We start from the raw sequence: 11,532 nt of genomic DNA, 5'->3' as shown, positions 1-11,532 counted from the left end.
GCCTTCTTGCCTTCGGCAGCCACTGGTAGAACTCGTCCTACCAAGCATCTCTTCGTCACCGGCGGTGTCGCCTCCAGCCTCGGCAAGGGTCTGACGGCGTCCAGCCTGGGCCGGCTACTCACCCTCCGCGGCCTGCGGGTCACCATGCAGAAGCTCGACCCCTACCTCAACGTCGACCCCGGCACGATGAACCCGTTCCAGCACGGCGAGGTCTTCGTCACCGACGACGGCGCCGAGACCGACCTGGACATCGGGCACTACGAGCGCTTCCTGGACACCGACCTGCACGGTTCCGCCAACGTCACCACCGGCCAGGTGTACTCCAACGTCATCGCCAAGGAGCGGCGCGGGGAGTACCTCGGCGACACCGTGCAGGTCATCCCGCACATCACCAACGAGATCAAGGACCGCATCCGCGGCATGGCGGACGGCTCGGACGGCGCCGAGGTCGACGTCGTGATCACCGAGGTGGGCGGGACGGTCGGCGACATCGAGTCGCAGCCGTTCCTGGAGGCCGTCCGGCAGATCCGGCACGAGATCGGCCGCGAGAACTGCTTCTTCCTGCACGTCTCGCTGCTGCCCTACATCGGGCCGTCCGGCGAGCTCAAGACCAAGCCGACGCAGCACTCGGTGGCCGCGCTGCGCTCCATCGGCATCCAGCCCGACGCGATCGTGTGCCGCTCCGACCGGCCGATCACCGACGGGCTCAAGCACAAGATCAGCATGATGTGCGACGTCGACCGCGACGCGGTCGTCTCCGCCGTCGACGCCGCCAGCATCTACGACATCCCGAAGGTGCTGCACGCCGAGGGCCTCGACGCCTACGTCGTCCGCCGCCTCGACCTGCCGTTCCGGGACGTCGACTGGGGCGCGTGGGACGAGCTGCTGCGGCGCGTCCACCGGCCCGCCCACGACGTCACGATCGCCCTCGTCGGCAAGTACATCGACCTGCCCGACGCGTACCTGTCGGTCACCGAGGCGCTCCGGCACGGCGGGTTCGGCAACGACGCCAAGGTCCGCATCCGCTGGGTCAAGAGCGACGACTGCGAGACGCCCGAGGGCGCCAAGCGCGAGCTGGACGGCGTGGACGGCGTGCTGATCCCCGGCGGGTTCGGCGTCCGCGGCATCGAGGGCAAGCTCGGCGCGGTCCGGCACGCCCGCGAGAACGGCGTCCCGCTGCTCGGCATCTGCCTCGGCCTGCAGTGCATGGTCATCGAGGCGGCCCGCAACCTCGCCGGGATCCCCGGCGCGGGCAGCGCCGAGTTCGACGCGACCACCGCCGACCCGGTGGTGGCGACCATGGCCGACCAGCTCGACGTCGTCGCCGGCGAGCGCGACATGGGCGGCACGATGCGGCTCGGTCTCTACCCCGCCGACCTCGCCGAGGACTCGATCGTCCGCGAGCTGTACGGGGAGTCGAAGATCTCCGAACGGCACCGGCACCGCTACGAGGTCAACAACACCTACCGCGACCGGCTGGAGGACGCCGGGCTGCGGTTCAGCGGCCTGTCGCCCGACGGCCGGCTCGTCGAGTACGTCGAGCTGCCCCGCGACCGGCACCCGTTCTTCGTCGGCACGCAGGCGCACCCGGAGTTCCGGTCCCGGCCGACCCGCCCGCACCCGCTGTTCACCGGCCTGATCGCCGCCGCGATCGCGTACGCCGGGGAGCACGGCCGAGGCCGGGCGCCCCGCGCCGTGACCGCGTCGTGAGCGGTCTCGGCCCGGACGACGTCCGCGACCGCCCCGAACGCTGGCGCGTCGTCGAGGAGGCCGCGGCCTTCAAGGGGCACGTGTTCAACGTCCGGCGCGACCGGGTGGAGATGCCGCGCGGCGACGGCACCGAGGTCGTCGGGCGGGACGTGATCGAGCACCTCGGCTCGGTCGGCGTCATCGCCCTCGACGACCGCGACCGCGTCCTGTTCGTCCGCCAGTACCGGCACGCCGTCGGGCGGCTGCTGTGGGAGGCGCCCGCCGGGCTGCGGGACGTGGCCGGGGAGCCCCTGCACGAGCTCGCGCGGCGGGAGCTGCTCGAGGAGGCCGGGTACCGGGCGGAGCGCTGGGACACCCTCGTCGACGTGTACCCCTCGTCCGGCATGTCGGACGAGCGGGTCCGCATCTTCCTCGCCCGTGACGTCGCCGAGGTCCCCGCCGACCAGATCGACTTCGAGCGGATCCACGAGGAGGCCGACATGCCCGTCGTGTGGGTGCCGCTCGACGAGGCCGTCCGCAAGGTCCTCGCCGGTGAGGTGCACAACATGATCGCCGCGACCGGCGTCCTCGCGGCGCACGCCGCCCGCGCCGCCGGGTTCGCGGGGCTGCGGCCGGTCGACGCGCCCGAGGGGTGAGGCCCGCCCATCATGCCCCCTCGCACCGCGCGAGGGGGCATGATGGGCGGGTCCCCATCGGCCGCGACCGCCGGAAGAGGTGCCGCACTGTCCCCGAGCACGAGCCGCCGCAGCACCGCACGGCCCCCGGCCGAACCCGGCGCGGGATCCGCGGCGGCGCCCGCCATCGAGCACGCGGACCCCCGCGAACCGGACGGCACCGTCACCGGCACCGTCACCGGGGCCGTCCCGCCGGCGACCACGGAGACCGCCGCGGAACCGGCCGCGCCGGCCTCGCCGCTCGCGGCGGCCGTCGACGCCTACCTGGGGCATCTGGCCGTCGAACGCGGCCTGGCCGCGAACACGCTCAGCGCCTACCGCCGCGACCTCAGCCGGTACCTGCGGGTGATGGGGGCCATGGGCCGCACCGCCGTCGACCAGATCACCGAGCACGACGTCCGCGGCTTCCTGCTGGTCCTGCGCGAGGGCGACCCCGACCATCCGCCGCTGTCGGCGGGCTCGGCGGCGCGCGCGCTCGTCGCCGTCCGCGGCCTGCACCGGTTCGCGCTGCGCGAGGGCCTCGCCCCGGACGACCCCGCCCACGGCGTCAAACCGCCGACGCCGCCGCGCCGGCTCCCCAAGGCGATCTCCGTGCAGGACGTCGAGCGGCTGCTCGCCGCCGCGTCCGGCGGCGCGGACGCCGGCGGCGCCCGCGGCCTGCGGGACCGCGCGCTGCTGGAGCTGCTGTACGGGTCGGGCGCCCGGATCTCCGAGGCCGTCGGGCTGGACGTCGACGACCTCGATCTCGACGAGGGCGTCGCCCGCGTCGCGGGCAAGGGCGGCAAGGACCGCGTCGTCCCCGTCGGCGACTACGCCGTCCGCGCCGTCGGCGCCTACCTCGTGCGGGCCCGGCCGGAGCTCGCCGCGGCCGGGCGGGGCGGGCCCGCGCTGTTCCTGAACGCGCGCGGCGGGCGGCTGTCGCGGCAGGGCGCGTGGATGGTGCTGCGCGCCGCCGCCGAGCGGGCCCGGCTGTCGGACGTCTCGCCGCACACCCTCCGGCACTCGTTCGCCACGCACCTGCTGGACGGCGGCGCGGACGTGCGCGTCGTGCAGGAGTTGCTCGGGCACGCGTCGGTGACCACCACCCAGGTCTACACTCTCGTCACGGTGCAGCTCCTGCGCGAGGTGTACGCCACCTCGCACCCCCGCGCGAGGAGCGCCTGACGGGCGTCCGGGCGGGCGGCCTGACCGGTGGCCTTACCGGGCGGGAACCGGCGGTGACATCGCACCGACAAATACCGACGTTCGGCGCGCGTCGCCTTGTGAGCGCATGGTAGGGGGCCATAGAGTCCCCGTTCTGGACGGCATTTCCGGCCGCCGGGGAGGGATCTGGTGACCAGCACGAACGGTGCGGACGGGCTGTCCTCCGCCACCATAGAGACCGATCCGAGTCGGGCCCTCGGCCCGACTCAGCGACCCGTGCCCGAATTTCCGGAACCTGAGATCCCGGCCGAGCACGGACCCGCGCGCATCGTCGCCATCTGCAACCAGAAGGGCGGCGTCGGCAAGACCACGACGACCATAAATCTGGGCGCGGCGCTCGCCGAGTTCGGCCGCCGCGTGCTCCTGGTCGACTTCGACCCGCAGGGCGCCCTGTCGGTCGGCCTCGGCAAGGGCGACCCGCGCCAGCTCGACGTGACGATCCACAACCTGCTGCTCGAGGCCGACACCGAGTGGGAGGACGTGGTCATCGAGACCGGCGTCGAGGGCATGGACCTCCTGCCGAGCAACATCGACCTGTCCGGGGCGGAGGTGCAGCTCGTCCACGAGGTCGGGCGCGAGTACATCCTCCAGCAGGCGCTGAAGTCGGCCGTCCCGCACTACGACTACATCCTGATCGACTGCCAGCCGTCGCTCGGCCTGCTCACGGTCAACGCGCTGGCGGCCAGCGAGGGCGTGCTGATCCCGCTGGAGTGCGAGTACTTCGCGATGCGCGGCGTCGCGCTGCTGATGGAGACGATCGAGAAGGTGCAGGGCCGGATCAACCCGTCCCTGGTCATCGACGGGGTGCTCGGCACCATGTACGACTCGCGCACCCTGCACACCCGCGAGGTGCTCGGGCGGATCGTCGAGGCGTTCGGCGAGAAGGTGTTCCACACGGTCATCAACCGGACCGTGCGGTTCCCCGACGCGACCGTCGCCGGTGAGCCGATCACCTTCTTCGACCCGAACTCGATGGGGGCGAACGCCTACCGCGCGCTGGCGCGCGAGGTCCTCGCCAAGTGGGCGGCCTGACCGGCCCCCCCGATCAGAAGTGAATCAGTACGGACCGCCGCCGATGCGGCGGCAGCCGTCCCCGCCCGGGCGGGCGGCGTGGGGCCTCGTGATCGCGGCCGTGGCGATCGCGGCCGTGCTCCTCATCGCGGCGGGCGGGTTCGCGGCGTACCTGCTGACGCGGCCCGACGACGCCCGCCACGAGGGTATGGGGCCGCCGGAGCGCGGGACGAGCGGGCCCGTGGACCTGCTGATGCCGCTGGAGTTCTTTCCGGTCGCCGATGAGCGGCCGGGGGACGTGTGCCCGCCCGGATACCTGCCCGAGGGCACCGGCGGCTGTCTCCTGCTGGGCTCCGGCGGTTTCCGGGTGGCGCGCGTCGACGCCCTCAAGACGGTGCCGCCGGAGTCGACGGGCTCGTGGGGCGTCGAGATCAGGCTCACCGGGGACGACGCGAAGGCCTTCGCCCGGCTGACCGAGCAGGCCGCGGCGGAACCGCCCGGGCGGCGGATCGCGATCCTGGTCGACGAGCGGATCGTCGCCGCCCCGATGGTGAACGAGCCCGTCCGCGGCGGCGAGATCATGATCACCGGGAACTACACCCGGGCGGAGGTCGACGACCTCGTCGAGCGGATCACCGGCCGCTGACGCGGCCCCGCCCCGCCGCCCCGAACGTGCGCGCGCACCCCCCGCGGCATGGGACGATGTGGCCGGTGGACGGCGTGGCGGAACGGGGAGAGGCGCGGGTGGGCTCCGCTACGGTGAGCGACGTGGAGGAGACGCCCGCGGAAGCGACGCCGCCGGAGGCGGCGCCCCCGGACACGCCGGCCGGTGCGGACACCGGTGCGGACACCGCCGAAGAGGGCGGGTTCCACGTTCACCTGGACAACTTCGACGGGCCGTTCGACCTGCTGCTCGGGCTGATCTCCAAGCACAAGCTCGACATCACCGAGGTGTCGCTGCACAAGGTCACCGACGACTTCATCGCGCACATCCGGTCCCACGGCAAGGACTGGGACCTCGACCAGGCCAGCCATTTCCTGCTGGTCGCCGCGACCCTCCTGGACCTCAAGGCCGCGCGGCTGCTGCCGTCCGGCGAGGTCGACGACGAGGAGGACCTCGCGCTGCTGGAGGCCCGCGACCTGCTGTTCGCGCGGCTCCTGCAGTACCGCGCGTACAAGGAGGTCGCGCAGGTCCTCGCCGCGCGGATCGCCGAGCACGGCCGCCGCCACCCGCGGCTCGTCCCGATGGAGCCGCGCTTCGCGAACATGCTGCCCGAGGTGCTGCTCGGCCTCGGCCCGGACGAGTTCGCCCGGCTCGCCGCCCGCGCGATGACGCCCAAGGCGCCGCCGTCGGTGTCCGTCGAGCACATGTACCAGCCGAAGGCGAGCGTCAAGGAGCAGGCGGAGATCGTCGTGGCGATGCTGCGGCGGCTGCGCGACACGACCTTCCGCGTCCTGGCCGCCGACGCCGACGGCACCTACGAGGTCGTCGCGCGGTTCCTGGCGCTGCTCGAGCTGTACCGGGAGCAGGCGGTCGCGTTCCGCCAGGACGAGCCGCTCGGCGAGCTGCACGTCGCCTGGACCGGCACCGACGAGGGGAACGTCGCGGTCGGCGACGACTACGAGGGCGCGCCGAGGCCCGCCGACGGCGGCGAGGACCCGGAAGGCCCCGAGGACCCGGAGAACCTTGAGCGTCCCGAGAACTCCGGGGACGCCCGCGACGACGATGAGGGGGGACGATGACCCAGGAACCGGTCACCGGCGAGCCCGGCGGCCCGCTCGACGCCCCGGACGGCCCGACGCTGCACGCCGCGATCGAGGCGATCCTGCTGGTCGTGGACGAGCCCGTCGCCGAGATCACGCTCGCGCAGCTGCTGGAACGGCCCCGCCCGCAGATCGCGGCGGCCGTCCGGGAGCTGGCCGCGGAATACACCGCGCAGGGCCGCGGGTTCGACCTCAGGGAGGTCGCCGGCGGCTGGCGGTTCTACACCCGGGACGTGTGCGCCCCGGTGGTGGAGCGGTTCGTGACGGACGGGCGGCAGGCGCGGCTCACCCAGGCCGCGCTGGAGACCCTGGCCGTCGTGGCGTACCGGCAGCCGGTGAGCCGCGCGCGGGTGTCGGCGATCCGCGGCGTCAACAGCGACGGCGTCATGCGGACGCTGGCGCTGCGCGGCCTCATCGAGGACGCGGGACAGGATCCGCAGTCGCAGGCGCACCTCTACCGCACCACCGGGTACTTCCTGGAGCGGCTGGGGCTGCGCGACCTCGACGAGCTGCCCGAGCTCGCCCCCTACCTGCCCGACGACCTGCCCGACGAGATGATCGACGACTGATCGAGACGATCGAGTCGATCGAGGGCCGACGAGATGATCGAGGAAACGTGAGCGAGAACGAAGGCGTGCGGTTGCAGAAGGTCCTGGCCGAGGCCGGGATCGGCAGCCGCCGCCACTGCGAGGAGCTGATCGGCGAAGGCCGCGTCACCGTGGACGGCAAGAAGGTGTTCCGGTTCGGTGAGCGCGTCGACCCGGAGCGGGCCGTCATCCACGTGGACGGCCGGCGGGTCGAGACCCGCTCCGAGATGCGGTACTACATGATCAACAAGCCGCGCGGCGTGGTCAGCACGATGGCGGACGAGCGGGGCCGCAAGTCCCTCGCGGACTACGTGGAGGTGCCCGAGCGGCTGTTCCACGTCGGCCGGCTCGACACCGACACCGAGGGGCTGATCCTCCTCACCAACGACGGGGAGCTGTCGCACCGGCTGACCCACCCCAGCTACGGCGTGCACAAGACCTACCTCGCCGAGATCCACGGGCCCATCCCGCGTGACCTCGGCCGGCGCCTCAAGGCGGGGGTGACGCTGGACGACGGCCCCGCGAAGGCGGACAAGTTCCGGATCTTCGACCAGGTCGGCCGGCGGGTGCTCGTGGAGATCACCCTGCACGAGGGGCGCAAGCACATCGTGCGGCGGCTGCTGAAGGAGGTCGGTTTCCCGGTGCAGCAGCTCGCCCGCGTAGAGTTCGGGCCCATCAAGCTGGGGCAGCTCAAGCCGGGCGGGATGCGCGCGCTGACCGTCCGGGAGGTCGGCGAGCTGTACAAGGCCGTCGGGCTGTAGCCGCGGGCGGACGACGAGAAGGGGAGTGCAGGTGGCGGTACGCGCGGTCCGCGGGGCGACGCAGATCGACGCCGACGACCGGGACCAGATCCTGGCGGCGACGACCGAGCTGGTCAACGAGGTGATGAGCCGTAACGCGCTCGGCACCGACGACGTCATCAGCGTGATCTTCACCGTGACGCCGGACATCACGGCGGAATTCCCGGCGCTGGCCGCGCGCAAGCTCGGCTTCCACGAGGTGCCGCTGCTGTGCGCGACGGAGATCGGTGTTCCGCACGCCCTGCCGCTGGTCATCCGCCTGATGGCGCACATCGAGACGGACCGGCCCCGCTCGGACGTCCAGCACGTGTACCTGCGCGGGGCGACCGCCCTCCGGCTCGACATCGCGCAGTAGGCGGGGCGAGGCGCAGTAGGCGGGACGAGGCAGTGAAGAGGATGACGGCGTGAACGACGAACTGGCGGGCCTGCGGATCACCGTGGTCGGCACGGGCCTGATCGGCACCTCGATCGCCCTGGCCGCCCGGGAGCGGGGCGCCGAGGTGCTGCTGACCGACCGGGACGCGGCGGCGCTGGAGCTGGCGGTGGAGCTGGGCGCGGGGACGGCGCTGCCGGACGGCGCCCCGGACGGCCCCGCGGACCTGGCCGTCCTCGCGGTGCCGCCCGCGGCCGTGGCGGTGACGCTGCTGGACGCGCAGAAGCGCGGCCTCGCGTCCGTCTACACCGACGTGGCGAGCGTGAAGGCGCTGCCGCTGGCGCAGGCGGCCGAGCTGGGCTGCGACATGTCGGTGTTCGTGCCCGGCCACCCCCTGGCGGGCAGCGAACGGTCCGGGCCGGGCGCCGCCCGCGCGGACCTGTTCCTCGGCCGCCCGTGGGCGCTGACCCCCGGGCCGAAGACCGGCCCGGAGGCCGTGGCGCGGGTGACCGCGCTGGCGCGGGCCTGCGGCGGGATGCCCGTCACGGTGGACGCCGCCGAGCACGACCGGGCGGTCGCGCTGGTGTCGCACGGCCCGCACGTGGTGTCGGCCGCGGTCGCGGCCCGGCTGACCGGCGCCGACGACACGGCGCTGGGCCTCGCGGGCCAGGGCGTCCGGGACGTCACCCGGATCGCCGCCGGGGACCCGAAGCTGTGGATCGGGATCCTGGCCGCGAACGCGCAGCCGGTCGCGGACGTCCTGGAGGGCGTGGCGACCGACCTCGCGGTGGCCGCGTCGCTGCTGCGCGACGGCAGCGAGGGCGCCGCCGCGCACGTCGCCGACCTGCTGCTGCGCGGCAACGCGGGCCGGTCCCGCATCCCGGGCAAGCACGGCGGCGACCAGTCCGCGTACACGCCCGTCCAGGTGGTGATCCCGGACCGGCCGGGCGAGCTCGCGATGGTGTTCCAGGCGGCGGGGATCGCCGGGGTCAACATCGAGGACGTGACGATCGAGCACTCCCCGGGCCGTCCGCTGGGCGTCCTGGAGCTGTCGGTGGCACCCGAGGCGGCCGACCGGCTCGCCGACGAGCTGCGCGCCCGGGGCTGGTCGGTGCCGGGCCGGCCCACCGGGGGCTGAGCCGCCCGCGCCACGGCGCCGCGGGTGGCCGCGTGCCGGTAGCCTGATGCGCTGGGGCTCGTACGGGGGACGCGCACGCCGCGCAGCGGCGGGACGAGCGCCGCCCGTTCGCCCGACGGCCGCGCCGTGGGGCGCTCCGACGACCAGAGAAAGGGAGCGATCGTGCCGCTCGTCATCGCCATGGACGGACCTTCCGGGTCGGGCAAGTCGAGCGCCTCCAAGGGCGTGGCCCGCGCGCTGGGCCTGCGTTACCTGGACACGGGCGCCATGTACCGCGCCATGACCTGGTGGATGCTGCGCGCCGGGGTGCGGGTGGAGGACGCGGGCGCGGTCGCGGCCCGCGCGCTCGAGCCGGTGATCGTGTCCGGCACCGATCCGGACGGGCCGACGATCGCGGTGGACGGCGAGGACGTGTCCGGGCCGATCCGCACCCGCGAGGTGACCAACGCGGTCAGCGCGGTCAGCGCCGTCCCGGCGGTCCGCACCCGGCTCGTCGACCTGCAGCGCGAGATCATCGGCGCGGGCGGCATCGTGGTCGAGGGCCGCGACATCGGCACGGTGGTCGCGCCGGACGCCGCGGTGAAGGTGTTCCTGACCGCGAGCGAGGAGGCGAGGGCGGAGCGCCGGGCGAAGGAACTGGCGGCCGACCCGGGCGCGTCGGTGCGGACCACGCAGGCCGAGCAGGCCCGTCGTGACCGGATCGACTCGACCCGGAAGGCGTCGCCGCTGACGAAGGCGGCCGACGCGCACGAGATCGACTCGACCGAGCTGGGGCTCGACGAGGTCATCGAGGCGGTCGTCCGCCTCGCCAAAGAGCGGGAGTGAGCGGGCCGTACGCGCCCGCCGGGGAAGCACTGTGAGCGAATACGAGATCGAGACGGTCGACATGGAGACGGTCGACGTCGTCGCCGAGGCCGGCGCGGACGAGGGCCCGGCGCCGGTGGTGGCGGTCGTCGGCCGCCCGAACGTCGGCAAGTCCACGCTGGTCAACCGGATCCTCGGGCGCCGTGAGGCCGTCGTCGAGGACGTCCCGGGCGTCACCCGGGACCGCGTCGCCTACGACGCGACGTGGAGCGGGCGGCGGTTCACCGTCGTCGACACCGGCGGCTGGCTGCCGGACTCGTCCGGGCTGGCCGCGGCGATCGCCGAGCAGGCGCGGCTGGCGGTCGACCTCGCCGACGTCGTGATGTTCGTGGTCGACGCGACCGTGGGCGCCACGGACGTCGACGAGGCGGTCGTGGAGATCCTGCGGCGCGCGGGCAAGCCGGTGGTGCTGGTCGCCAACAAGGTCGACGACGCGGGCGCCGAGGCGGACGCGGCGCTGCTGTGGTCGCTCGGCATCGGCGAGCCGCACCCGGTGAGCGCGCTGCACGGGCGCGGCAGCGGCGACCTGCTGGACGCGGTGCTGGAGGCGCTGCCCGCGGAGCCCCCGGCCGAGACGTTCGGGGAGGCGGGCGGCCCGCGCCGCGTCGCGCTGCTCGGCCGCCCGAACGTCGGCAAGTCGAGCCTGCTGAACAAGCTGGCGGGGGAGAACCGCGCGGTCGTCGACGCGGTCGCCGGGACCACCCGCGACCCGGTCGACGAGATCATCGAGCTGGGCGGCCGGGAGTGGCGGTTCATCGACACCGCCGGGATCCGGCGGCGGCACCGGGAGAACCAGGGCGCCGACTTCTACGCGACGCTGCGGACGCAGTCGGCGCTGGAGCGGGCCGAGGTCGCGGTCGTGCTCGTCGACGCGGGCGAGCCGCTCGCCGAGCAGGACCTGCGGATCATCTCGATGGTGGTCGAGTCGGGCCGTGCGCTCGTCATCGCCTACAACAAGTGGGACCTGCTGGACGAGGAGCGCCGCCACTACCTGGAGCGCGAGATCGACCGGCAGCTGCACAACGCCCGGTGGGCGCCGCGCGTCAACATCTCCGCCAAGACCGGACGGCACGTGGAGAAGCTCGTCCCCGGGATCGACACGGCCCTCGAGGGCTGGGGCACCCGGGTGCCGACCTCCAAGCTGAACCAGTTCTTCGCCGACCTGGTGAACTCGCACCCGCACCCGGTGCGGGGCGGCAAGCAGCCGAGGGTGCTGTTCGCGACGCAGGCGGGGGTGCGGCCGCCGCGGTTCGTGCTGTTCACGTCCGGGTTCCTCGAGGAGGGGTACCGGCGGTTCATCGAGCGCCGGCTGCGCGAGGAGTTCGGCTTCGAGGGCACCCCGCTGGACATCACGATGAAGATCCGGGAGAAGCGCGGCAAGAACCGCAAGTAGCCCCCCGCACGTGAT

Annotated in this window: 12 protein-coding genes; all 12 read left to right on the top strand. The window is 73.7% G+C overall.

Translation table 11 applies throughout. From position 1 onward, the window contains the following. The first annotated feature begins 6 nt into the window (after positions 1 to 6). The 12 genes from ACFQ11_RS22190 (at position 7) to der (ending at position 11,517) form a co-directional block, all read left to right on the top strand. Positions 7 to 1,710 (top strand): CTP synthase, encoded by a 1,704-nt coding sequence (locus ACFQ11_RS22190; protein WP_378301611.1) that lies wholly within the window; start codon positions 7 to 9, stop codon positions 1,708 to 1,710. After that, on the top strand, positions 1,707 to 2,345 hold the full coding sequence (locus ACFQ11_RS22185; RefSeq protein WP_378301609.1) for an NUDIX domain-containing protein: 639 nt from the start codon (positions 1,707 to 1,709) through the stop codon (positions 2,343 to 2,345). The genes ACFQ11_RS22190 and ACFQ11_RS22185 overlap by 4 nt, the downstream gene beginning before the upstream one ends. A gap of 42 nt (positions 2,346 to 2,387) precedes the next feature. Further along, positions 2,388 to 3,548 carry a site-specific tyrosine recombinase XerD gene (gene xerD, locus ACFQ11_RS22180; protein ID WP_378301607.1) on the top strand — a complete coding sequence of 387 codons (1,161 nt, stop codon included), beginning with the start codon at positions 2,388 to 2,390 and terminating at the stop codon, positions 3,546 to 3,548. Positions 3,549 to 3,758: 210 nt separating this feature from the next. Beyond that, positions 3,759 to 4,619, top strand: a complete 861-nt coding sequence (locus ACFQ11_RS22175) for a ParA family protein (protein WP_449193584.1) — start codon at positions 3,759 to 3,761, stop codon at positions 4,617 to 4,619. A gap of 43 nt (positions 4,620 to 4,662) precedes the next feature. Further along, positions 4,663 to 5,244, top strand: coding sequence for a SecDF P1 head subdomain-containing protein (locus tag ACFQ11_RS22170; protein ID WP_378301605.1), 582 nt, complete (start codon positions 4,663 to 4,665; stop codon positions 5,242 to 5,244). 122 nt (positions 5,245 to 5,366) lie between these two features. Next, positions 5,367 to 6,341, top strand: a complete 975-nt coding sequence (locus ACFQ11_RS22165; protein ID WP_378301603.1) for a segregation and condensation protein A — start codon at positions 5,367 to 5,369, stop codon at positions 6,339 to 6,341. Beyond that, complete coding sequence (scpB, locus tag ACFQ11_RS22160; RefSeq protein WP_378301601.1) at positions 6,338 to 6,931, top strand: SMC-Scp complex subunit ScpB; 594 nt, start codon at positions 6,338 to 6,340, stop codon at positions 6,929 to 6,931. Before ACFQ11_RS22165 ends, scpB begins: the two co-directional genes overlap by 4 nt. Positions 6,932 to 6,978: 47 nt before the next feature. Beyond that, positions 6,979 to 7,710, top strand: coding sequence for a pseudouridine synthase (locus ACFQ11_RS22155; protein WP_378301599.1), 732 nt, complete (start codon positions 6,979 to 6,981; stop codon positions 7,708 to 7,710). Positions 7,711 to 7,741: 31 nt separating this feature from the next. Continuing rightward, positions 7,742 to 8,104 (top strand): chorismate mutase, encoded by a 363-nt coding sequence (gene aroH, locus ACFQ11_RS22150; protein ID WP_378301597.1) that lies wholly within the window; start codon positions 7,742 to 7,744, stop codon positions 8,102 to 8,104. 49 nt (positions 8,105 to 8,153) lie between these two features. Further along, positions 8,154 to 9,260 (top strand): prephenate dehydrogenase, encoded by a 1,107-nt coding sequence (locus ACFQ11_RS22145; protein ID WP_378301595.1) that lies wholly within the window; start codon positions 8,154 to 8,156, stop codon positions 9,258 to 9,260. 162 nt (positions 9,261 to 9,422) lie between these two features. Further along, the gene (gene cmk, locus ACFQ11_RS22140) at positions 9,423 to 10,085 is read left to right on the top strand and encodes a (d)CMP kinase (RefSeq protein ID WP_378301593.1); all 663 of its coding nucleotides are present in this window, start codon (positions 9,423 to 9,425) and stop codon (positions 10,083 to 10,085) included. A gap of 31 nt (positions 10,086 to 10,116) precedes the next feature. Further along, on the top strand, positions 10,117 to 11,517 hold the full coding sequence (gene der, locus ACFQ11_RS22135) for a ribosome biogenesis GTPase Der (RefSeq protein WP_378301590.1): 1,401 nt from the start codon (positions 10,117 to 10,119) through the stop codon (positions 11,515 to 11,517). Positions 11,518 to 11,532 lie beyond the last annotated feature (15 nt).

Origin of the sequence: Actinomadura sediminis (assembly GCF_042675525.1) — a bacterium.
Classification (GTDB): domain Bacteria; phylum Actinomycetota; class Actinomycetes; order Streptosporangiales; family Streptosporangiaceae; genus Spirillospora; species Spirillospora sediminis.
Note: the sequence above shows the minus strand (reverse complement) of the source record. Positions and strands in the feature narration are given on the sequence as shown.

What these genes read in the sequence shown, in the direction of transcription:
- xerD (WP_378301607.1), top strand. Translation starts at nt 2,388, where the DNA reads ATGGGCGGGTCCCCATCGGCCGCGACCGCCGGAAGAGGTGCCGCACTG.
- ACFQ11_RS22170 (WP_378301605.1), top strand. Translation starts at nt 4,663, where the DNA reads ATGCGGCGGCAGCCGTCCCCGCCCGGGCGGGCGGCGTGGGGCCTCGTG.
- scpB (WP_378301601.1), top strand. Translation starts at nt 6,338, where the DNA reads ATGACCCAGGAACCGGTCACCGGCGAGCCCGGCGGCCCGCTCGACGCC.